The organism is Ekhidna sp. ABH4_415, from assembly GCF_056161305.1.
The window spans coordinates 418268-441030 of the sequence record NZ_JBSWYW010000001.1; the positions used below are offsets into that span (position 1 = coordinate 418268).

Consider the following 22763-nt stretch of genomic DNA (forward strand, 5'->3'; position numbering starts at 1 on the left):
CGATACCATCAATGTTCAATCTTTATGTTAAGATTTTATGGTCTTTAGATTTACTCTGCTACCTCAGACTTTTCGTCAGCTGCTTTTTTAGCTGCCTGCTCTTCAGCCTGAGCTTGCTCCTCTTTGTCTTTCTTACGCTCGGACAATCCTTCTTCCAGCGCCTGACCTACATAGCTAGTGATCAATTTGATTGATTTGTATGCATCGTCATTGCCTGGAATAGGGTAGTCGATCTTCGTCGGGTCAGAGTTTGTATCAACAATCCCGAAAACAGGGATGTTTAATTTCTGTGCTTCAGCAACTGCAATGTGCTCACGTTTAATGTCGATCACGAAAAGTGCTGCAGGAAGTCTATTTAGGTCAGAGATACCGCCTAATACTTTTTCCAGCTTTGCTTTCGCACGACTGACCATCAATCGCTCACGCTTTGCCATGTTTTGGTAAGCCTCTTCTTTCATCAACTTCTCAATACCTGCCATTTTCTTCAATGACTTTCTGATCGTTGCAAAATTGGTAAGCATACCACCTTGCCATCTCTCAGTCACGTATGGCATGTTAAGTCGCTGTGCTTCTTGCTCCACTACCTCTTTAGCCTGCTTTTTAGTAGCCACGAACATTACTTTTCGCCCTGACCGTACTACTGCTTTCATTGCTTCAGTTGCATCTTCAAGGCAAGCCAATGTTTTGTGAAGGTCGATAATGTGGATGCCATTTTTCTCCATGAAAATGTATGGAGCCATGGCAGGATTCCACTTTCTGGTAAGGTGTCCGAAGTGAACACCTGCATCTAATAGATCTTTATGTTCTAGTTTTTGCATCTCAAAATTATCGTTTACTGAACTGGAATCTTCTTCTTGCTTTTCTTCGACCTGGCTTCTTACGTTCCACCATTCGGGAGTCCCTGGTAAGGAATCCTTCAGACTTAAGCGGGCCTCTAAACTCTGCATCTACTTCAGTAAGTGCACGAGCAATAGCCAATCGGGCGGCTTCCGCTTGTCCGGAAGGTCCACCGCCGGTTACGTTTATGTCAATATCGAAATTTCCATCCTGCTCCACTTTTGCAAGTGGCTGCTTCACGATGGTTTGAAGAATTTCGGAAGGAAAGAAGGTTTTAAGCTCCTTGCCGTTTACGGTTATTTCACCTTTCCCACTCGTCATATAAATACGAGCTACTGAGGTCTTTCTCCTTCCTATGGTATTAATTCTGTCCATTCAGGTTTATAGTTTTACTTCTTTTGGTTTTTGAGCTGCATGTGGGTGTTCTGCACCCTCATATACATATAAGTTCTTGAAAAGCTGTCGTCCCAATCTGTTGATTGGTAGCATGCCTTTCACTGCTTTTTCAATTAAAATAGTAGAGGACTTGGCCTTAATGCTCTTTGGCGTTTCGATACGCTGACCCCCAGGATAGCCAGTGTGACGAACATATTGTTTGTCTGTCCACTTACTTCCGGTCAATCTGATTTTGTCAGCATTGATCACAATTACGTTATCTCCACAATCTACGTGAGGAGTGTACGATGGCTTGTGCTTGCCTCGAATCATTTTAGCAACCTCACTTGCCATTCTTCCAAGTATCTGAGAATCAGCGTCTACGATGACCCAATTCTTCTCTACAGTTGCACTGTTTAATGATACAGTTTTAAAGCTGTTAGTATCCAATTTTATATTGATTTTATGATGTCAAAATCTGTCCTCTCGAAAAAGGGACACAAAAATAGAAGTTTCATTTGAGAAAACAAACCCGTCTCTCTAATTAAATTTCCTTAAGAGCTTGATTAACACGGAGAAATCTTTGGGATATGCCGCTTCTACCTCAATCACCTGCTCATCCAAATCCCGAAATGCTACCTGATGTGAATGCAAAGCTACACGATTAATCATGGGATTCTCTTCTTCCCACTTTTTATAATTATAATTTCTTTTCAACTCAGACAGGTAGGCCGGGTCTCCTCCATAGGCAGGATCATTAACGATGGGTGCCTCGTGATGGGCCAAATGCGCACGAATTTGATGCATACGGCCTGTTACCGGAAAGCATTTTAACAGGGTGTGCTTTTTAAAAACCTCTAATGTGGTGATCAAAGTAAATGCCGGCTTTCCGGTTTTAAAATCTACGCGCGATTTTGTAGAGGTGGTATAAAGTGGTTCATCAGCTTCAAAATCCTCGAATTTGTGAAGCCCATTGATCACTGCATGATAAACTTTCTTTACTTCCCTGTTTTCCAGCTGGATGGCAAAGTGGCGATAAGCCTCAGCATTTTTAGCAAAAACAACTACGCCAGAGGTTTCTTTATCCAGTCGATGGCAGATTTGGTAATCTTCATTTACTGCTTTCGCAAGGCTCAGTAAGTTCTTGCTGTCAACTCGATCGTCCAGGCTGGCAATAAATGGGGGTTTATTTACAAGAATGTAATTGTCATTCTCAGTGATGATCAGATCACTGAACGAGATGTTTTTGAGATTTTTATGCATAGTCTTCTTCCTCTTCCCATCCTTCGTCCACCTTGTCTATGTAATTGGCTTTTTCAAGCTCAAAGTAAAATTTGGAACCCACTTTGTATTCACTCTCTACTAAGATTTCCGATTTATGGCTTTCCAGGATGTGCTTCACTATGGACAATCCCAGGCCTGTTCCTCCTTTTTCCCTGGATCTACTCTTGTCCACCCGATAAAATCGCTCGAAAATACGCGAAATATCTGATTCCGGGATACCCCGACCAGTATCATTTACGATGATTTGAATTTTGTTATCATCTACCTCTTTAAACCCGATCCTCGCTTGCCCTCCTTTTTTTGTGTATTTGATTGCATTTGAAATCAGGTTGAGCATGACCTGATAGATGCGACGGTAGTCTCCTCTAACAATGATAGGGTCTTTGTATTTCTTGGACATCTTCAACTCTACTCCTTTTTTGTCTGCCTTATCTTCCAGTTGCTCCAGAATTTCAGCACACATACCACGCATATCAAAATTCTCGAAATGCATTTTAATTTCACCAGACTCTATCTGTGAAATGGTTAGAATATCCTGCACCAATAAATCAAGCGCATCGAGGCTTTTAGCAGCTTTTTTCAGGAACTTCTTTCGAACTTCTTTGTCGTTGATTGCACCATCTAACAGCGTATGAACAAATCCTTGTGCTGCGAAAATGGGAGTTTTAAGTTCGTGTGAAACATCAGCAATAAACTCCCTTCTGAAATTTTCACGTTCCTTTAGCTCTTCAATTTCCCGCTCCTTGCTCTTGGCAAAACTTGAAATCTCTCTATTAATTCTTTTTAGTGGGTTCACCGATGAGAGTCGACCCCTTAAGGTGATTTCGCTTTCTTTCAATTTTTTCAAGGACTCATAAATGGTCTCAATCTGACGGAAAAAAAGAAACTCAAGAACGAGGCGAACTAAAATGTAAGTTGAAGAAAATGACAATAGAAAGGCAATCACTATAGAAGTGGTAGTTGTGTTTGGCACCAAATACAAGAACGCAGTGGTAATGGTCGCCACACACAACGCCAACAATAACGCTATCGCACGGGAATTAAATTGCATAAAGCGAATTATAGTTAATTAGCGTCGAATTTGTATCCTACGCCTTTCACGGTTATAATATGGTCGTTCCCGATCTTCTCTCGAACCTTTCTGATGTGTACGTCTACGGTTCGGGCAAGTACATACACATCGGTTCCCCAGATGTTTTGAAGAAGTTCATCCCTGCTGAATACTTTGCCTGGATTTTGCGCCAGAAAATAGAGCAGTTCGAATTCCTTCTTAGGAAGTGATATTTTTTCTTCACCATTCTTCACGGTGTAGCTGGTTCGGTCTACCACCAGGTCGCCAATAGTTATCGTATTGGATTCCTTTTTCTTTTTAGACTCTCTTCTAAAGAGTGCGTTGATTCTGCTTACAAGTGCACGAGGCTTGATCGGCTTGGTGATGTAGTCATCGGCACCCATATCAAACGCGGCAACTTCGGAATACTCTTCGGACCGGGCCGTAAGAAAAATCACGAAGGTGTTGGCCATTTCAGGTAGCTCCCTGATTTGGCGGCAAGTCTCCACTCCATCTTGCTTGGGCATCATGATGTCCAGTAGTATCAGGTCAGGAACAAAGCTTTTCGCTATCTCTACGCCTTTGATTCCATCGCTGGCGGTTTTAACATCATACCCTTCCTTACTCAGATTATACTTCAACAATTCCAGGATGTCTGCTTCATCATCTACTACAAGAATTTTTTGATTGTTTTTAGCCATTTTCTAGAGTGGTTGTCTCGGTAACTTTTACTTAAATCATTCTTTACATCTTGGTAACCCCACAGCTATATCTATCCGGAATTCAGCTGCTTTGAACCAACTCATTCAACATTATTCAAAATTACTCAGAAATCAACTGTATGTTAAAATGGTAACAATTTGGTAAAGCTGAAATTAAATGGCAGATGAATTTGGTATTTACCACTAAAGACCAAATATGATTATGAGTAAATCGTAAATTTTAATTAAATTAGAAAATAAATACTCTGCATGCATACCATTTTGTCTGTAGGGTTTCATGTTTTATAACTTTAACCTAATCGTAATGAAACACACTAAAATTAGCTTGGTGTTGCTGGGATTTCTATTGCTGGCATGTAACAATGAATCAGAAATAGAGCCAACAATCAAACAACAAGACCCCATCGCAAAATCTGAAATTGACGACACCATCATTGGCTCACTACAAGATGATGATGAATTTAACTGGAGTGAAGCATCCGACGAAATGATCTGGAGCGCATTAATTCACAGTGACAAAATTCTTACCATCGGATACCAGCCAGCAGGTGAAACCAATGTCAATGGTAGAATTTCTGAAATAGACATTCAACAAGAAGCATGGGTTGCCACATCGAATGATATCATTAATGATGTGGTTCGGATTCTGGAACAAGAAAATCAGGAGTTTAATGAAGAAGACTTAAGCCTTCGAAAGCATGAAGTGCTTCCATTCATCGAGGTAGAGGTTACCAGCCTGGAGGTAGTAAAATACCTGAGATCCTTGCCTACTGTGAGGTATGTGGAACCCCTGGGGTATGAGGTGGACTTTCCAACTACCGATGGGGGAAGGACAGAGAGCAGCAAAGGCTGCAGCAATGATCCTGACTATGGGTTGCCTTCAAGTGATTATGTAAACATTTCTCCAGGGTCGAAAGCCTCATGGCACCTATATGCCAACAATGTGGTGAATGCCTGGAGTTCGAGCACAGGTAGTGGTATCGGCATAGGATTGATTGATACTGGTATTTCGCCATATCAGGATAACCTAAACAGTAACTTCAACTCCGGCTACTCCAGTAGTCGATATGTACATAAATACGGCTTTTATGTAAGCTCCTGGTGGTGGTGGGCCAGTCCTGATGGTCCGGATGATGATTGTGGACACGGAACTGCTATGGCAGGTGTGATGGCCGCACCGAGAAGTACGGACGGATCATCTGTCGGTGTTGCATATAATTCGAACCTGGTGGCTGTACGAGGAACCGGAGATGTAGTAATCAATGGAGGAAAGGAAAAAACAGGAGTAGCAGATGCACTTGTTTACCTGGGTAACAGGAGTGATGTAAAAATCATTAGTATGTCTATTGGAGATGTGTTTTCAAACTCCAAAGTAGCTGATGCGGTAAGGTATGCCTATGGAAGAGGCAAACTGATTTTTGCTGCGGCGGGTACTTCTACCAGCTGGACCAATTGGTACGGAGTGATCTTCCCGGCATCTATGAGCGAAACGGTAGCGGTTACAGGCATCAAAGAAAGCGGATATACCCGGTGTGATGTGTGTCACTCCGGAAGCAAAGTGGACTTTACCGTGATCATGGAAAGAACTGGATCAAATAATCATCCACTTTCCCTTGCGATGAGTGGGAACCAACCCTCCACAGTAGGAGGGTCGTCTGTGGCAACTGCCACTGCAGCAGGGATTGCTGCACTCGTTTGGGCGAAAAACCCGAGCATGACCCGCGATCAGGTTTTGAACAAAATGAAACAAACGGCTGACCTTTATCCAAGTAGAAGTTCATCTTTTGGATGGGGTACACTGGATGCTGCAGCGGCTGTCAATTACTAAAAAGTTTATTAATTCCCTCACCTAATAAAGCGTCAGAACTTTGTTCTGACGTTTTTTTATTCATGATAATCTTTCATTCCCTGAATAAATAACTTCAGATCGTTTGCATAATCCCTGGTTAAGAGATTCTCCAACGAATCCTTGGCGGAGTAATATCTGAGATAGGACATGAAGTAGGCATTGTTGGGCCTGCCGGTTTGGAATATTTTATAGTATCTGGGGTCGTGAAAGTGCAGCGTGTCAATGGAGCCCATGATTCGATCGATCATGATGTGCTTTTGAACTGATTTAACCGAGTCATTCATTCCATCCAGAGATTGATAAAGGGAGTCAAGCATTTGAGTAGCAAGCAGCATCTGATTTCTGAAGGTCCGACTGTCATCTTCGGCCAGTATGTAATCGAAATAAGGAGCAGAATTTCTACCATACTTCTCATTTAGAAACAAGACAGCACCACGTTCACCAATGAAAGAAGCCAGGTTTTCATTGAGTTCTATTTGATCTTTGACAAATATGGTTGAATGTGTGAGTTCATGAATAATCAATTCTACCAGCGCTCCTTCAGGCCGCTCCAGCATATTTGAAAGGATGGGGTCATTCGTCCAGCCCAAAGTAGACCAGCCACTGACAGGACGAATACGCACATCATATTCATCCTCTTTCAGTTCAGTCATTTCTGTTTTTGCCCGATCCAAATCAAAGAATCCTTTGTAAGGAAAGGATCCCAGCAATGGGAACGTCCACAGCTTGGGTTCTAACGCATAGGGTTGTGAGGCGGAAAGATTCCAAAGGCTTACCTCACCATGTTGATCATAAAAGGAGGTATAATTCTCGGATCTTTCTAGCTCCAACTCTTCAAAAGCAAATGTTCGAGCCTCCTGTATAATGGTGATTTTCTGTTTGATACTGTCAGCAACAGTTGTATCATTCAATACGTCTTCTACAGGAACTGTATTAAAAGTGATGCTTAGTTGCCCTTTGGCCTGCTGAAACCCATAGGTGACCGTATCCCAAAATACCACCATCAGTATGATAATCATGATAAGAACTCCCCAACTCACTTTTTTAATCATGCCACAACTTTATTTATTGTTTATCGTAAGATACCTTGTAATGCATAGTAATGAAACTAACCACTTTCACTCATGGACTTAAAAAATCACGATAACAACCTGCGTATCATTGGTAAAATATTTATTGTCATTGGCCTCATTTTTGTGCCATTATCCATATCTACCTTCTTTTTCGTGGATATGATCAGTCACAGTGATCTATGGCACGAGATCAGGCATTTTGATGTCATGTTTATGGAAATTCACCCTCCGCAGAATTTGCTTTACATGTTGCCTATCCTCCAAACGCTTGCTTTAGTGGTATTTATTATATCCGGTTATGGCCTTGCTACACAACAAACATGGGGTAAGAAGTTTGCTATTGTTCCTGCGGTACTACTGTTATTTAAATTTCCAATTGGAACGGCACTAGGCGGGTATATGATTTATGCGATTCATTATGTACCGAAAGAAGAGCAGATGGCCAATGGAAACGAAACGGCTTAAGCTTTCTCCGTATCCTTTGCCACACGCATGGTCAGAACAAAAAAGCAGCTACTTTCATTTTCTGGCTCAAAGTAGTATTCGTATTTCGTACCCGTCTTTTTAGCCATATCTATAAAGCCAAGGCCTGCACCACCTGTTTCTCCCAATTCGGAGTTCTCCATGGCCTCAAAATAGAGCTTTTTAATCCCGGTGGCATCTAATGAATTGATGTTGTCAAGTATCTCTCTTAGAGGGATGACACTTTTCATGTCAATACTATTTCCCGTGGTAATGAAGTGCTCTTGCTCATTATGTCCGATCAGGAAAATCCCCTGCTTAACCAGCCCTTGTTCCAATGAATGTGACTCTTCATCCGACTGGCTATCTGCATGTTTGCAAATATTCTGTAGAGATTCCATCATTACATGGTATACCCGCTTTTTTACCCGCTTATTCTCATTACGAGCGCTTAAATCCTCAGAGATCATTTCAGTAACACCCTCAATGGTAGACTGGGTCACGTTACCCATATAAACCACATTTAAATCACTTTCCGTCATCATCTTTTTGAAAGAGATGAGGGTTTTCATGTGCTTTAATTGATTATAGGCTTTTTCATAACCAGTGTTGTCCATTAATTCATGTTTGGGTTGATGGGCGGACAAGATAATGAAGAAGGGTTGGAGATGGAAGGGGTGCGCATTTTTTTGAATCTATTCACCCTTAATAGATTGAATTGGTAATAAATGCTCTTTAGCTATCCAGTATAAGAGGGATGCAGTAAAGAGTAATTAAATATTTATGCGCTGATTTGAGTAGGAGTAAACTCTAAGGTCTCCAGGTTTTTAGCATCAGCCCAAGCCCTCAATGCGTGCAGGTGATCTTCATAGATCATCACCTTGTGGTCAAAAGAGGATCGGGTATGCTGGATGTCTGTTTCAATGAAATCTATCAGGGAAGTCCTGGACGGGAATGAGACCGAATACATTAATCCTTCGTTTTTGATGAGTAAAGCGTTTGTCATATATCTGGTGGTTTATTTGCTTAAATAAAACTCAAAATATCTATCTGGGTTGGGGGCCTTCGATGGATGGCTCGATTTTTTAGATAATCAGTGTAAGTGCGTAGGAATGGATAAGTATAATGACTAATTTCTGATAATTTGGAAAGAATTCCTTTTTCCTAATATTTTTAGCAAAATACTTTTTAGGTCGGGGTGAAAAGAGTAATTTTGTCTGATTTTAAAAATAGACCCAACGCATATATGGCCGAATCACAAGACAAACTGAAAGCCCTCCAGATCACCATTGACAAGCTGGAAAAAACCTACGGTAAAGGGACCGTGATGAAATTGAGCGACGAGAAGGTAATGGATGTTCCGACCATCTCTACCGGATCTCTGAGCCTGGATATGGCACTTGGCGTGGGGGGTATCCCTCGTGGACGAATCATTGAGGTGTATGGACCGGAATCTTCCGGTAAAACCACGTTGGCGATGCACTGTATCGCCGAAGCGCAGCGAGCAGGAGGGATGGCCGCCATCATTGATGCGGAGCATGCGTTTGACAAAACCTATGCAGAAAAACTGGGTATTGACACGGAAAACCTTTTAATCTCCCAGCCGGACAATGGGGAGCAGGCGCTGGAGATTGCCGAGCACCTGATCCGATCAGGCGCACTGGATATCATTGTGATTGACTCGGTGGCAGCATTGGTCCCAAGAGGCGAACTAGAAGGAGAGATGGGTGATAGCAAGATGGGCTTGCAGGCACGATTGATGTCACAGGCGCTGAGAAAACTGACAGGTACTATTAATAAGACCGGCTGTTCGTGTATTTTCATCAACCAGCTTCGTGAGAAGATCGGGGTGATGTTTGGAAATCCTGAAACAACCACCGGAGGTAATGCGCTTAAATTTTATGCATCTGTTCGCTTGGATATCAGGCGCATTGGACAAATCAAAGAATCAGCAGATAATGTGATGGGTAATCGCACACGAGTGAAAGTGGTAAAGAATAAAGTGGCTCCTCCATTCAAAATGGTGGAATTTGATATCATGTACGGCAAAGGCATCAGTAAGAGCGGCGAGATCATCGATATAGGGGTAGAGCTGGACGTGGTGCAGAAGTCAGGCTCGTGGTTTTCTTATGATGGCAACAAACTGGGACAAGGTAGGGATGCTGTAAAAGCATTGATAGAAGACAACCCGGAGCTCATGGAGGAGCTGGAACAAAAAATAAAGGAGAAGCTGAACAGCTAAGAAACAATCCTTGATCGTTTTTAATGAAAAGGTGAGCTGGAAGGCTTGCCTTTTTTGTATTTGAAGGATTATTTTAATTTATCCCATGTGGGATAAGCTCTCCATTCACGCCTAGGTTGGTCTTGTGACCAACCGCATGAAGTGACAATTTCGTTGGTGACAACATCAACGAGGGCTGACAATAACTATTTCGAAGTTATGGTCTTCCAATTTCGGTTTTAGTGCATCTCTGAATCGGTCATGTAGTTTTATGAATGGTGAGATTATCACCAAAAATTCATTTGCTAAATCAATAATATTTTCGAGTTCTGAATTGACCTGATTGCCTTTTAAGAATCTTGCCATTTTTCTGTTCTGTTTTAATAAATTGAACAAAGTTCATTTCAAATATACAAAAAACGGTTTTGTGTTATTTGCGGCGGGTTTCTTTAGCTTTAGCATCGCATGCATCCCAAAAACAGCATCTACTTAGGTGTCAGCCTGGATGGCTACATCGCAGATAAAGACGGTGGGCTGGACTGGCTGGATATGGTCCCCAATCCGGATGGGGATGCCATGGGGTATTATGAATACATGGATCGCATTGATGCGTTGGTGATGGGCAGAAATACCTTTGAAGTGGTTGATGGTTTTAATGTGGAATGGCCCTATCAAAAACCGGTATTTGTCTTGAGCAATTCACTAATGGAGCTGCCCAGGAAATATGATGGAAAAGCTTTTTTAGTGAGAGGGGAGTTATCTGATGTTTTAGCTACCATTCACCAGCAGGGTTATCATCGCCTGTATATTGATGGCGGAATGACCGTGCAGCAGTTTCTAAAAAAAGACCTGGTCGATGAAATGATCCTGACACAGATACCCATCCTCCTTGGTGGAGGTATTCCGCTCTTTGGAGATCTACCTAAGCAATTGAAATTTAAACTGGTTGATTCTAAAATTCACCTGAATCATCTGGTCCAGAATCACTATGTGAGAGACAGAGACTGAACTATTACCCGGTCGTCCGGATCGCAATCACAGGATCCATTCTGGCAGCCATCAATGCTGGCACAATTCCGGAGATTACGCCGATGATGCCTGCTACCCCAAGCCCCAGCACTACATTACCTAATGTCAGGACCAGGTCCAGGTTACCCAAGCTGACCAGGGACAGTAGCCATACCAGTAATAATCCAACGCCACCACCAATCAGACTGAGGAAGATGGCTTCAAATAGAAATTGAAACAGGATAAAGTAGTTTTTGGCACCCAGTGATTTTTGAATGCCGATAATGTTGGTTCGCTCCCGAACGGACACGAACATGATATTGGCAATACCAAATCCACCTACCAGAATGGAAAAGCCTCCGATTGCCCAGCCAGCCACCCCAATCACATCGAACGTAGATCCGATGATATTCATAATTGCATCCTGCCGGTTCACTGAGAAATTATTCTTATCCTTTGGTCCAAGACCTCTTTTGGATCGCATTAATCCGGTAATTTCAGCCTCCAATTCAACCAAGCCAAAATCAGTGTCTTTACCTTTTACACTTATTTGAGGTTCCACTCCGCGATTTCTTCCCATATAGTAGATTTTCTGGAATGATTTAAATGGAATCACAACCACTTCATCATTACCTGTATCTCCAAAAAGCCCCTCACCTTCTTCCTTGAAAACTGCAATAACTACATACTTAAGGCCTTTAATTTTTATTTTCTTTCCGATTGCATCACCACGTGGAAAAAGATCCTTGGCAATAGTGTAGCCAATCATTGTTACATTCTTTGCTGTAAAAGATTCAGCCATTGTAAAATATCTTCCTTTCTCAACATCAGCGCTCATATCATACACATCGTTATGTGAATGAGCCACTCCTACTATTGCCGCTCCGTTAAAGCTACTGCTCCCATATTTAATAGTGGTTCGAGCACTAGCAAAAATGGTAGCGGCTTCCGCGTTCTTGAGATTTTCTCTTAAAAACTCATATTCCTCATAATTTGAGTATGGTCTTTTTAAGTACTCCCACCAGGGGATGTCTGGTCCAAATTCGTAAGGAAATCTTCCGATATCCAAATTATTGGCATCCAGAAAGCTGAGGCTGTCTTTTATGCTTCGCTCGAGGGAATCTACCAAGGTAAATACCGCGATAATCGCGAATATCCCGATGGTTACTCCCAGTAAAGACAGAGTGGTTCTCAGGATATTTTGTTTCAATGCCCCCCAGGCAAACCGGAAACTCTCGATGATTAATTTGAATACTTTCACGTGTGTAGATTATCTCAAAACAAAAGTAGCGAATTGGAATCCTCTTTTTTCAACAAAATAGCGATCGGTCAATGCGCTTTCCAAACGGTTAATAGGTAAGTTGACGAGTTTCACGCAGGATACGTTACAAACGTGAAACATATTTGCTAATTTTGCGCTCTTTTGATCATTAAAATAGATCCTTTTTCCTATGGGAATGAAATTATCCGAATTCAAATTCGACCTACCATCAAGTCTTATTGCCCTACATCCAACTGAAAACCGTGACGATTCCCGATTAATGGTTGTCCACAAGGACACGGGTGAGATTGAACACAAAACATTTAAAGATGTTGTCGACTATTTTAAAGAGGATGATGTTTTTGTGATAAATGATACAAAGGTATTTCCGGCACGTCTCTATGGAAATAAAGAGAAGACGGGAGCTAAGATTGAAGTTTTCCTGCTTCGCGAGCTAAACAGCGAAATGAAATTGTGGGATGTGTTGGTAGATCCGGCTCGGAAAATCCGAGTAGGAAACAAGCTCTACTTCGGTGATGGAGAGTTGGTTGCCGAGGTGATTGACAATACTACAAGCAGAGGTCGTACCATCCGATTCCTGTTTGACGGAGATCACGAGCAGTTTTATAAAATGATCGATGCTTTGGGAGAAACCCCACTGCCAAAAGAAATTAAGCGTTCTGCAGAGCCTGAAGATCGTGAGCGGTTTCAGACGATTTATGCTAAGAATGTGGGTGCTGTAGCGGCTCCAACAGCCGGTATGCATTTTACTCCTCAGCTGATGAAGCGTCTGGAGCTGATTGGGATAGACATTGCTCCAATTACCCTTCATGTTGGATTAGGTACTTTCCGTCCGGTGGATGTGGAAGATCTGACCAAGCACAAAATGGATTCTGAAAATTACTGGGTGGAAAAACCAACCGCTGACAGAGTGAACAGAGCCCTGTCCGAAAGATCGAAGATCTGTGCAGTGGGAACTACTGCAATGAAGACGCTGGAATCATCTGTCTCTGCGAATGGATTGTTGAAAGAAAATTCTGGCTGGACAGACAAGTTCATCTTCCCTCCGTATGAATTCAAAATCTGTGACGCACTGATCACCAACTTTCATCTGCCGGAATCTACTCTTTTGATGATGGCATCTGCTTTTGGTGGATATGAATTAATTCAGGAGGCTTACCAAATAGCCATCAAAGAGAAGTATCGTTTCTTCAGCTACGGAGATGCGATGCTGATTATTTAATGGTTTGAAAAAATATGCCGTCATAGTGGCTGGAGGCAAGGGCACACGTATGAAAAGCGATGTGCCTAAGCAATTTCTGCCAATTGATGGGATACCCATAATCGTTCAATCCATACGGAAGTTTTTCGCATACGACCAAAATATTGGTGTAATTGTAGTGCTTCCTGAAGCTCACATCAAACAATGGGAAGCCATCCGGTTTCAATATTTTCCAGAAGCAAACATTCAGGTTACTACCGGAGGAATTACCCGAAGCGCTTCTGTTTTATCAGGTCTTGGCCTTATCCCTGAAGATGGACTGGTTGCCATTCATGATGCGGTTAGGCCTTTTGTCTCTATTGATACCATTCGAGATTCCTTTGATGCTGCAGAAAAACATGGGTCAGGAGTAGCTGTGGTATCGTTAAAGGACTCCATAAGGGAGTTGAAAGGGACAACCTCCATAGCACGTGATCGCTCTAACTATGTGCTTGTACAAACACCACAAACATTCCATGTGAAAAGGCTGAAGGATGCCTATAAAAAGGCCGGAGTTGGAGTATTTACAGATGACGCAAGTGTGTTTGAGGTAGCAGGAAATGTCGTAAGCCTTATCAATGGGAGTTACGAAAACATTAAGATCACTACTCCAGAGGATCTCAAATAATCAGTTCCAATCTTAGGTATGTTACAGTAATGCTAATTGAACTGCTGTCAGTTACAAAAAAAGCCCTGAATACAGGGCTCTTCTTTTCAATGTTTTTTCTTTTTAGTATTCGTCTTCGTTGAAGAAGAAATCCTCCTTCGTTGGATAGTCAGGCCAAATCTCTTCAATGTTTTCGAATGGCTGTCCATCATCCTCTAGCTCCTGCAAGTTTTCTACTACTTCCAGCGGCGCTCCGGATCTGATTGAGTAATCAATAAGTTCATCCTTGGTGGCAGGCCATGGGGCGTCTTCTAAATAAGATGCAAGTTCTAGTGTCCAGTACATATTCTAGCCTCAGTTTATAAGTCCTATTCTAATAATGCGCGCAAATATATATTATTATATTTTATACGAGCCCTAAGAAAAAATTCCTTTATCGAAAGGTAATTTTCTTACACTAAAACGCAAGAAAAAGTTGCTAAAAAAATTAAAATTCTTCTGAATCGACCCAGTCGAGCAATTTTGACTTGATCTCAATCTTACGCTTTTGACTTCTAATCTTATTTTCAACTATTTTGTTCATTTTACCATCGGTTGAAGAAAAATGAGCTGAATTTTCTTCATAAATCTTCAAATCTTCCTGGTCACGGGAGATCAGGTCATTAATGATACTCTTACGGATACTTTTCTTTTTATCAGCTTCCAGCTTTGCAAAATCAGGAAATCTCTTCTGTGTAAGCTTAATGACAAATGTACGCTCATTGAGTAGTTGAATGAGGTCGAGGCATTTTTGTTTGTCTGGGTTTCTACCCTTTTGCAGGTATAATCCTTTCTTTATTTTGTCAAGCTCCTCCTTGTTAAATTCTTCTTTGTCTGCCTTGATTGCTTCCAGCTTTTGCAGTATTTCGGAATAGTCAAATGCGGGTCTAAAGGACTTGCCTTTTAGGCATCTATTGAATTCCGTATGAAGTGGTTTATAAAATTCAGCGGGTATTCCACCGGTTTCCTTCCACCGCTCCTTCAGGTCTTTTACTTTATTAAAGCGCTCCTGTCCATGAAGGTCAGCCAGCTTCTTTGCTTCCTCTACTAACTCCTCGTATTGCCTCTTTCGGTGTTCAATTAGTTTTTGTTTGTCTTCAAAGAATTGCTTCTTTCGGTCAAAAAATTCTTTAACCAGCGCCCAGAAAGCCTCTTCCAGCTCTTCGTTTTTATCTTCTTCCGCACTTCCGGTTTTAATCCAACGACTTTTCAGGTCATTTACTTTTTCGGTTGCCTCTTTCCAATTCACGATCTCGACGATCTCTTTACCCTCTTCCAGCAGCGCTGTTTTGATTTCGGTATTTCTAACACGATTTTTTTGAATGATGTCTCTGACCAGATTTTCATATTTTATAATCAGATCATGTAAAACCTGATAATCACCCAGTCCGTCGTGCTGGGGAAGGTGCTCCCGGAGGTGAACCAGCTTCATTAAGAATGAGCCCTTGTTTTCAGTCGAGTCAATTTTCTCTGTCACCTCCTTGATTTTCTTTTCAAGATCAGCAAATCTTTCCTGAAAAAACTGCACGGACTTTTCAGTGTCTCCATCACGAACTTCTCCGATCTCCCGGTCAGCGTTTCCGCTCCAGCCCTTCTGAAAAACTTTGTCGTCTTTTATAAATCCAAATGGTACCTCTAAGATGTCCAAGGGTGAGAGTAATTCTTAAATTGCGTGGTATATTCGATTTCTAATCAAACTTAAGCATGTCAGACGAAAAGATCATCTTCTCAATGTCGGGGGTAAACAAAATCTACCCTCCGCAGAAACAAGTACTTAAGAATATTTATTTGTCATTTTTCTATGGTGCTAAAATAGGCGTCTTGGGACTAAATGGCGCAGGAAAATCATCATTGTTACGAATTATTGCAGGAAAAGACACAGATTATCAGGGTGATGTAGCGTTTTCAGATGGATATTCGGTGGGGATGTTGGAGCAGGAGCCGGAACTTGATCCCGAAAAAACGGTGATTGAAGTAGTTCGTGAGGGCGTGAAAGAAATCAATGATCTGCTGAAGCAGTACGAAGAAGTGAACGCCAAGTTTACGGATCAGGAGGTACTGGATGACCCTGATAAGATGAATAAGTTGATCGAGAAGCAGGGACAGATCCAGGAGAAGTTGGATGCTACTGGTGCATGGGAAATAGATCATAAACTGGAGCGGGCTATGGATGCCCTTCGTACTCCACCTGAAGATGCAGTCATTAAGAATCTTTCAGGAGGGGAGAAAAGAAGGGTAGCACTTTGCCGGCTATTACTTGAGCAACCGGATGTTTTGCTTTTGGATGAGCCCACCAACCATCTGGATGCAGAATCAGTGCTTTGGCTGGAGCAACACCTGCAGCAATATGAAGGTACGGTAATAGCGGTTACTCACGATAGGTACTTTCTGGATAATGTAGCTGGATGGATTTTGGAACTGGATCGTGGGGAAGGTATACCATGGAAAGGAAACTATAGCAGCTGGCTGGAACAGAAAGAGAAAAGACTGTCTCAGGAAGACAAGCAGGAATCCAAACGTCAAAAAACCCTTCAACGTGAGTTAGAATGGGTGCGAATGAGTCCGAAAGGCAGACAAGCCAAAGCCAAGGCACGTTTGAGTGCATATGATAAGCTATTGGGTGAAGAAGCAAAGGAAAAAGAAAAGAACCTGGAGCTGTATATTCCACCTGGCCCTCGATTGGGATCGAAGGTGATTGAAGCTAAAGGGGTTTCTAAAGCATATGGGGATAGGTTGCTCTATGAAGATCTTTCTTTCAGCCTACCGCAAGGAGGTATCGTTGGGGTGATCGGACCAAATGGTGCTGGTAAGTCCACCTTATTTAAAATGATCACTGGTCAGGAAGAGCCGGATAAGGGAACGTTTGAAGTTGGCGAGACGGTAGTAATGAGCTATGTAGATCAGGAGCATGATCAGTTAGATCCCAACAAGTCGGTGTTCGAAGTGATTTCTGAAGGAAATGAAATCATAGATCTGGGTGGGAAAGAAATGAATGCACGTGCTTATGTGAGTAAGTTCAACTTTTCAGGTCAGGATCAAGGCAAAAAGGTGAGCGCCTTATCAGGAGGTGAGCGAAACAGGGTGCATTTAGCTCTGACTCTGAAGCGTGGCGCTAACCTGATCCTACTAGATGAGCCAACGAATGATTTGGATGTGAATACCCTCCGGGCACTGGAGGAGGCGTTGGAAAACTTTGGAGGCTGTGCGGTAGTCATTAGTCACGACCGTTGGTTCCTGGATCGTATTGCAACCCATATATTGGCGTTCGAAGGCAACTCGCAAGCGTATTGGTTTGAAGGAAATTTCAGCGAATACGAAGAAAACAGGAAGAAACGACTGGGAGATGAAGCTCCAAAGCGAATCAAGTACAAAAAGTTAATGGGTTGATAATCTGAGGATTAGGTTTTATCTTTATTGAAACCCTAATCATCATGAAAGCTATCCTAACCCTCACTTCTCTCTTTATTCTATCATCTCTTTATGCTCAGGACTCTCTTGCCGTCGTTTCAGTGGTGAGTTATGATGAGCGTGAAGCAATAATCCTCTCCATTATGGATAATGCAGTTAAGGAGTGGTATGAAGGAAAGTCGGAGGGTTATGTGGCTATTTATGCTGATGAAATCACCTATTTTGATCCCGGAACGAATGGAAGACGGATCGAATCGAAAGATGAATTAGCAAAGGTTTTCGCTGATAGAAACACCGCAGCTACCTACGAAATAATGAATCCAACTTTTCAGCATTCGGACAACCTTTCTGTTCTCACCTATCAAATCGTTCAGGATTTTAATGGAATTACACTTCAGTGGAATTGTACAGAAGTATATGCTGAGGAAGATGGCAATTGGCAGGTAATACACGGACATTTTTCACCTTATTCTGAAGAGATAGCAATGCTTCCAAAGAAATTCCTCTTTATCGGAGGAGGTGTTGGTGTCTTAGTTTTTCTATTGATTGGTTTAATCATCGGAAGGAAAACCAAAAAGAAATAGCTACGCCAGGATTCTGTCCAGAAATTCCCACAAAGCTTGAGGAGATAGCCTGTATATTAAGTAGTTGTAGTAAAAGACAGTCACTGAGGGAATGGCTATGGCGAATACTATTTTAATTATTCTTCTGACGTTAAAGGCGTGAAAGAATACGATAAGAACCCATGTATTGTATGCAGCATTTACGAAACCATAAAATACAATTATTCCATCGTAAGGAAAGTAATAAATGACGGGAATGAACACAATTAAGACAAGAAATTGCCCTACGCCGATGTATAAATTGAGGATGTAATGTTCAATTAGGTTGTAGGATCTTTTCAAGAAGATCAGCCAACTACATACACTGAACAAGGGGATAGCAGTGAATGTAAAAAAGGAAAAATATTTAGTTGAATAGCCATAATATCCTTTCAAATCCTCCAATTCAGATACATCAACTATAAAATGTGAAAATGTATCAAACTCATAGGTAAGAAAATTTGTAAAAGCCCCAATTATCAGGAATAATTTAAATGGGTTTGCGAATCTGACTCTACTTCCATGAATAAAATCTCTAACTGCGCTTCCGGGCCTTCTAAGTAGTAAATAAAGCGTATAGACAAAGCCACGATCAAAGTCAATGGAGTCTAGAATTTGATGGCCGATGTGTTTCCATTGAAACCGATCGGTATTGGTTTTTTGACCACAATTTGGACAGTATTTGCCTGATGCGACAGTACCGCAATTCTTGCATTGCAACTTGGATTTTGAGTCAGCAGACAAAACACTTTTTACATAATTTAAATAAAAATGGTTTATTTGGTGCCTAATGGAAATTAAAGTGCCTTAAAAAATTTCGCTATGAAAAACATATTCCTAACCTTATTTTTCTTATCGCTAGTGCTCACCTTGCCGGCTCAGCGAACCATTCTCCACGCTGGCAAAGTCATTGATGGCGTGTCCAAAAAGGTGATGACCGAAAAGTCCATTATCGTGGAAGGAAAGCAGATCACAGCCATTGAAAATGGCTATACAGATCCTGACGATGGTGATCAGGTAATCGACCTCAAGAGTCATACAGTAATGCCCGGATGGATAGACATGCATGTGCATATTGAAGGGGAGACCAGTCCTGACAGATACATCAGAGTATTTACTGACAATCCTGCCGATAAGGCATTCTTATCTGTGGATATTGCCAGGAGAACGTTAATGGCAGGTTTTACTACCGTACGAGATGTGGGTGGAAGTGGTGTTAATGTTTCTCTCAGGGATGCTATCGCTAAGGGATTGATCGATGGGCCAAGGATATTTACTTCAGAAAAGGGACTTTCGATAACGGGTGGTCATGGTGACCCAACGAACGGGTACCGAGATGATCTGATGGGTGATCCCGGACCGAAAGAAGGAGTAGTCAATAGTGTGGAAGACGCCAGAAAAGCCGTGCGTCAGCGGTATAAGAATGGTGCTGATCTTATAAAGATCACTGCAACCGGAGGCGTGCTAAGTGTGGCAAAAGATGGGGATGGTGCTCATTTTCAGGAAGAAGAAATCAAAGCGATCGTAGATGCTGCTTCTGATTTAGGCTTTCATGTGGCTGCACATGCACATGGAGATGAAGGCATGAGGCGGGCTGTAGCAAATGGAGTAAAAACCATAGAGCACGGAACTTACATGAGTGACGCGACGATGGATTTGATGATTCAAAAGAATGCTTACCTAGTGCCTACGATTACGGCAGGAATGGAAGTTGCAGAAAACGCCAAAAAGCCTGGCTATTACCCGAAAGTTGTTGCAGAAAAGGCCAGGGTCATCGGACCGAAAATTCAGGGCACATTTTCCAGAGCATATAAAAAAGGCGTTCCGATTGTGTTTGGAACAGATGCCGGTGTATTTAAGCATGGAGAAAATGCGAGAGAGTTTACCTACATGGTGGAAGGCGGCATGCCGGCAATGGAAGCGATCATTTCTGCTACTTCTGTGCCAGCAAAATTGCTTGGGATGGGAGATCAAATAGGAACATTGAAAGCAGGATATTTAGCTGATATTGTGGCTGTACCCGGAAATCCACTGGAAGATATCGAAGTAATGAAGGATGTGAAGTTTGTGATGAAAGAGGGGAAGGTTTATAAGAATTGAGAATAGGATTTTTCTTTTCAGTAAGAACCATCGGATTACTCTTTATAATTCTTTTTTCTGGCTCTAATTACCTTGAATTAAGATTTACTGATCGGGTTAGAGTAGAAGGTATACTGACAAATTATGAGGGGCCATGGGATAGGATTAGAGGAGGAGAAAATGAGCTTTTTATCAAGCTTCACTACACATACTATGTTAGAGGGATGGGATACCAGAAAAAAGAAGAAATCTCGTTAAGAAATAGAGATGAGGTAGATAATTACCTAAGAGAAAGACAATCAGTCCTCTTTTTTGTAGACAATAGTGACCCAAAAAGAATTGTAAACCCTTCAGATGATGGGTGGGAGTGGTATTTTGCTATACTTTTCGTATCAATTCTGTTGTTGGTTCTCCGTATTTTTTCACATTTTAAAACTAAAAATCAAATTATAGAATACTAAAAAAGCCCGGTTTCCCGGGCTCTGATTCTTCATTTTCAATTATCCATTCTCAATCTCTCACATCTTCCTCACCTTCCCACTTCCGGATGAATTGCTGATTACTCTTTTTGGATCACCGGCATAATACACACTTCCACTTCCAGAAATGCTTGCATCGATTTCGTCAATTGCTGTGATGTAGCAGCTACCTGAGCCACTGATCCGAGCCTCAAATGTTTTAACTGTTAAATCCTCAGCTTTAATCCTTCCCGATCCACTGATTCTTGCTTCAGCTTCTTCTGCCGTTCCATTCAATCGGATGCTGCCCGACCCGGAGATGCGCATGTCCAACTCATCGCTCTCCATTTCCAGATCCATATCACCTGATCCACTCACGGAAAGTCGGACATCTTCCGTTCGTAATTTTCCTTTTCCTTCAATGTTTCCACTTCCACTTACGGACAAGCCCTCAATTTTGTCCATCGTAACATAAATGGTCACTTCTGATTTTCTCCATCCACTGCCCCAGCTCCAGCTTCCTTCCTTTTTGATTACCAACCGGTCACCTCTTACTTCAAATTCAATGTCTTCAAAGGTGTCATCATCGCATTCGATTTCCACACGCGTGCTTGATCCTTGCTTTAGATAAAGATTGGCTGCAATACCCAGGGAGAGTGCTGAAAAGTTCCCGACATCCACCTCTCTTTTTTGACCAAGAGAGGTGAACATGATTGTTGATGACAGGAATAGCGTTAGTAGTGCTTTCATAAGTATTTTAAGCTAAAGACATGATCATCTTTGAATGGTTGCTTTTTGCTAGAGCAAACTTCAAAAAAAAAGCCCGAAATGAATCGGGCTTCCTCTATTCAGCAGTATATCTATTATGAGAAGATTAACATTTTACATTGCTGATACACTAATGTATCTACATGAGATCATAACACAATAGTTTTAGGATCAAAATACCTAATAATCGTTCGAATTAGGTATATAATTCTCTTTCTTAATACGGTTTTTCGCCCACCCAGTTACCCGGAGGATCATAATTACACACCCAGATATCCATTCCATCACAGGTGATTTTGGCACAACCCACCTTTTTCGTAGTGTTCCATACGATTTGGGTGTAGTGGCCACACATTTTCCCTGATTTACACTTGTTCTTATTGTAATTGTAATCCGCTTTTTCACTGGCCCAGGCATCTACTACATAGGCAGCATCAAATGCACCGGCTGTTCCTTTAAATAGGTTTTCTCCAAATTTATTATCCGGCCGATGTTCCCAGCCGCATCCTTTTCTTTTCAGTTTTTTAGCCCAGTCAGCAGCCAGTGCAGCCATTTCTTCCGACCATTCCAGTTTCTGCGTCACACCTACATCTTTACGCCAGTAATTATGCCTGTCCAGAATCATCTGGATTTCTTCTCCGGTCAGTGCTGTCTGATCATCGGTGTGGTTTGGAAAAATCCACAACAGACTTAGAATTAGAAAGAATGTTTTCATAAAATTTTAGTTTCAAGTTCATCCTTACGGATCAGGTACAGGTACTTTGCTAGATAAAACGCACCAATGCCACTAAAGATGTGCCACAAGAAATGCGAGCCCATGGGAATCCATTCGGCAAAAGAATAATCTACCCGTCGCATCACCAGACTGAGTGACAGGAAAATGACTGAGACAAGTATGGAAGAAAAATGGTTATATCGCTGTTTTGATAGATAAAAAAGGATTGGAAAGAATATCAGAAATCCGGTTATTAAATAGTTCAGGTTTAGAGCGAATTGACCGCTGTAAAAATCGAATACTGCAAATCGAATGAATGTAAAAGGGATGACTACCGATGCAACCTGCCACCTTCTGGGCAAAATTTTATCCCAGAAGTAGACACTCACCGAAAGGGTAACGATGGCTGTTGGTAAAACATCCATCCACAACAAAAATGGTGATGACCTGAACGCATGAAAGAGTAAGCTTCCCGTTCCCCCTAGAAAGAGCAGTGGCATGAGGTAATACAGGAACAAAAATTCTTTTATTCGCCATTTGAGTTTAAATGCCCAATAGATGGCTGGCAAAACAATAGCCAGCGATGAAATGGCATTCCAGGGCTCAGAAATAAAGGCGGTAAGATCTGTTTCGGCGTAAATGGGGCCACCATCTGTTGGTAGCATTGTTTGCATACGTACTTC

26 protein-coding genes are annotated in these 22763 nt (G+C 41.8%); 10 read left to right on the forward strand and 16 right to left on the reverse strand.

The window, feature by feature from the left end; all coding sequences use genetic code 11:
- Positions 1 to 50 precede the first annotated feature (50 nt).
- From rpsB to ACXAH9_RS01860, 6 genes are all read right to left on the reverse strand, one after another.
- Complete coding sequence (rpsB, locus tag ACXAH9_RS01835; RefSeq protein ID WP_474893182.1) at positions 51 to 818, reverse strand: 30S ribosomal protein S2; 768 nt, start codon at positions 816 to 818, stop codon at positions 51 to 53.
- 7 nt (positions 819 to 825) lie between these two features.
- Positions 826 to 1212: a 30S ribosomal protein S9 gene (rpsI, locus tag ACXAH9_RS01840; protein ID WP_349565033.1), complete on the reverse strand. Its 387-nt coding sequence runs from the start codon at positions 1210 to 1212 to the stop codon at positions 826 to 828.
- A 6-nt stretch (positions 1213 to 1218) separates the two neighbouring features.
- Positions 1219 to 1662, reverse strand: coding sequence for a 50S ribosomal protein L13 (rplM, locus tag ACXAH9_RS01845; RefSeq protein ID WP_474893183.1), 444 nt, complete (start codon positions 1660 to 1662; stop codon positions 1219 to 1221).
- A gap of 90 nt (positions 1663 to 1752) precedes the next feature.
- Entirely contained in the window at positions 1753 to 2475 is a 723-nt protein-coding gene (locus tag ACXAH9_RS01850; RefSeq protein ID WP_474893184.1) for an RluA family pseudouridine synthase, read from the reverse strand.
- Entirely contained in the window at positions 2468 to 3547 is a 1080-nt protein-coding gene (locus ACXAH9_RS01855; RefSeq protein WP_474893185.1) for a sensor histidine kinase, read from the reverse strand. The genes ACXAH9_RS01850 and ACXAH9_RS01855 overlap by 8 nt, the downstream gene beginning before the upstream one ends.
- Positions 3548 to 3561: 14 nt before the next feature.
- Positions 3562 to 4248 carry a response regulator transcription factor gene (locus ACXAH9_RS01860; protein ID WP_474893186.1) on the reverse strand — a complete coding sequence of 229 codons (687 nt, stop codon included), beginning with the start codon at positions 4246 to 4248 and terminating at the stop codon, positions 3562 to 3564.
- 325 nt (positions 4249 to 4573) lie between these two features.
- Between ACXAH9_RS01860 and ACXAH9_RS01865 the strand changes: the two genes are divergently transcribed.
- Entirely contained in the window at positions 4574 to 6097 is a 1524-nt protein-coding gene (locus tag ACXAH9_RS01865) for a S8 family peptidase (RefSeq protein ID WP_474893187.1), read from the forward strand.
- Positions 6098 to 6153: 56 nt separating this feature from the next.
- On the opposite strand, the gene ACXAH9_RS01870 is transcribed toward ACXAH9_RS01865, so the two are convergent.
- Positions 6154 to 7170, reverse strand: coding sequence for an aminopeptidase (locus ACXAH9_RS01870; RefSeq protein WP_474893188.1), 1017 nt, complete (start codon positions 7168 to 7170; stop codon positions 6154 to 6156).
- 72 nt (positions 7171 to 7242) lie between these two features.
- Between ACXAH9_RS01870 and ACXAH9_RS01875 the strand changes: the two genes are divergently transcribed.
- Entirely contained in the window at positions 7243 to 7656 is a 414-nt protein-coding gene (locus tag ACXAH9_RS01875; protein ID WP_474893189.1) for a hypothetical protein, read from the forward strand.
- Here ACXAH9_RS01875 and ACXAH9_RS01880 read toward each other — a convergent pair.
- Positions 7653 to 8270, reverse strand: a complete 618-nt coding sequence (locus ACXAH9_RS01880) for a SiaB family protein kinase (RefSeq protein WP_474893190.1) — start codon at positions 8268 to 8270, stop codon at positions 7653 to 7655. The genes ACXAH9_RS01875 and ACXAH9_RS01880 overlap by 4 nt on opposite strands.
- A 164-nt stretch (positions 8271 to 8434) precedes the next feature.
- Positions 8435 to 8659 carry a hypothetical protein gene (locus tag ACXAH9_RS01885; RefSeq protein WP_474893191.1) on the reverse strand — a complete coding sequence of 75 codons (225 nt, stop codon included), beginning with the start codon at positions 8657 to 8659 and terminating at the stop codon, positions 8435 to 8437.
- Between the two features lie 240 nt (positions 8660 to 8899).
- Between ACXAH9_RS01885 and recA the strand changes: the two genes are divergently transcribed.
- Positions 8900 to 9895, forward strand: a complete 996-nt coding sequence (gene recA, locus ACXAH9_RS01890; protein WP_474893192.1) for a recombinase RecA — start codon at positions 8900 to 8902, stop codon at positions 9893 to 9895.
- 444 nt (positions 9896 to 10339) lie between these two features.
- Entirely contained in the window at positions 10340 to 10882 is a 543-nt protein-coding gene (locus ACXAH9_RS01895; RefSeq protein ID WP_474893193.1) for a dihydrofolate reductase family protein, read from the forward strand.
- A gap of 4 nt (positions 10883 to 10886) precedes the next feature.
- Here the strand turns inward: ACXAH9_RS01895 and ACXAH9_RS01900 are convergent, their stop codons facing one another.
- On the reverse strand, positions 10887 to 12143 hold the full coding sequence (locus ACXAH9_RS01900; protein WP_474893194.1) for an ABC transporter permease: 1257 nt from the start codon (positions 12141 to 12143) through the stop codon (positions 10887 to 10889).
- A gap of 196 nt (positions 12144 to 12339) precedes the next feature.
- On the opposite strand from ACXAH9_RS01900, the gene queA reads away from it, so the two are divergent.
- Together queA and ACXAH9_RS01910 are read left to right on the forward strand one after the other, a co-directional pair.
- Positions 12340 to 13386: a tRNA preQ1(34) S-adenosylmethionine ribosyltransferase-isomerase QueA gene (gene queA, locus ACXAH9_RS01905; protein ID WP_474893195.1), complete on the forward strand. Its 1047-nt coding sequence runs from the start codon at positions 12340 to 12342 to the stop codon at positions 13384 to 13386.
- A 4-nt stretch (positions 13387 to 13390) separates the two neighbouring features.
- The gene (locus ACXAH9_RS01910; RefSeq protein WP_474893196.1) at positions 13391 to 14032 is read left to right on the forward strand and encodes a 2-C-methyl-D-erythritol 4-phosphate cytidylyltransferase; all 642 of its coding nucleotides are present in this window, start codon (positions 13391 to 13393) and stop codon (positions 14030 to 14032) included.
- A gap of 102 nt (positions 14033 to 14134) precedes the next feature.
- Here ACXAH9_RS01910 and ACXAH9_RS01915 read toward each other — a convergent pair whose 3' ends face one another.
- Together ACXAH9_RS01915 and ACXAH9_RS01920 are read right to left on the reverse strand one after the other, a co-directional pair.
- Positions 14135 to 14356: a DUF2795 domain-containing protein gene (locus ACXAH9_RS01915; protein ID WP_089356648.1), complete on the reverse strand. Its 222-nt coding sequence runs from the start codon at positions 14354 to 14356 to the stop codon at positions 14135 to 14137.
- Positions 14357 to 14498: 142 nt separating this feature from the next.
- Complete coding sequence (locus ACXAH9_RS01920) at positions 14499 to 15698, reverse strand: DUF349 domain-containing protein (protein WP_474893197.1); 1200 nt, start codon at positions 15696 to 15698, stop codon at positions 14499 to 14501.
- Between the two features lie 56 nt (positions 15699 to 15754).
- Here ACXAH9_RS01920 and ettA point away from each other — a divergent pair, with 56 nt between their 5' ends.
- Positions 15755 to 17437, forward strand: coding sequence for an energy-dependent translational throttle protein EttA (gene ettA, locus ACXAH9_RS01925; RefSeq protein WP_474893198.1), 1683 nt, complete (start codon positions 15755 to 15757; stop codon positions 17435 to 17437).
- Positions 17438 to 17481: 44 nt separating this feature from the next.
- A complete protein-coding gene (locus ACXAH9_RS01930; RefSeq protein ID WP_474893199.1) occupies positions 17482 to 18042 on the forward strand; it encodes a DUF4440 domain-containing protein in 561 nt (186 codons plus the stop codon).
- Here the strand turns inward: ACXAH9_RS01930 and ACXAH9_RS01935 are convergent, their stop codons facing one another.
- Complete coding sequence (locus ACXAH9_RS01935; RefSeq protein ID WP_474893200.1) at positions 18043 to 18780, reverse strand: DUF3667 domain-containing protein; 738 nt, start codon at positions 18778 to 18780, stop codon at positions 18043 to 18045. It abuts the gene before it with no gap.
- Positions 18781 to 18882: 102 nt separating this feature from the next.
- Between ACXAH9_RS01935 and ACXAH9_RS01940 the strand changes: the two genes are divergently transcribed.
- Complete coding sequence (locus ACXAH9_RS01940) at positions 18883 to 20160, forward strand: metal-dependent hydrolase family protein (protein WP_474893201.1); 1278 nt, start codon at positions 18883 to 18885, stop codon at positions 20158 to 20160.
- Positions 20157 to 20600, forward strand: coding sequence for a hypothetical protein (locus ACXAH9_RS01945; protein WP_474893202.1), 444 nt, complete (start codon positions 20157 to 20159; stop codon positions 20598 to 20600). The genes ACXAH9_RS01940 and ACXAH9_RS01945 overlap by 4 nt, the downstream gene beginning before the upstream one ends.
- Before the next feature lie 57 nt (positions 20601 to 20657).
- Here ACXAH9_RS01945 and ACXAH9_RS01950 read toward each other — a convergent pair whose 3' ends face one another.
- From ACXAH9_RS01950 to ACXAH9_RS01960, 3 genes are all read right to left on the reverse strand, one after another.
- Positions 20658 to 21347: a head GIN domain-containing protein gene (locus ACXAH9_RS01950; RefSeq protein ID WP_474893203.1), complete on the reverse strand. Its 690-nt coding sequence runs from the start codon at positions 21345 to 21347 to the stop codon at positions 20658 to 20660.
- A gap of 235 nt (positions 21348 to 21582) precedes the next feature.
- On the reverse strand, positions 21583 to 22080 hold the full coding sequence (locus ACXAH9_RS01955; RefSeq protein WP_474893204.1) for a CAP domain-containing protein: 498 nt from the start codon (positions 22078 to 22080) through the stop codon (positions 21583 to 21585).
- Positions 22077 to 22754, reverse strand: a complete 678-nt coding sequence (locus ACXAH9_RS01960; protein WP_474893205.1) for a hypothetical protein — start codon at positions 22752 to 22754, stop codon at positions 22077 to 22079. The genes ACXAH9_RS01955 and ACXAH9_RS01960 overlap by 4 nt, the downstream gene beginning before the upstream one ends.
- Positions 22755 to 22763 lie beyond the last annotated feature (9 nt).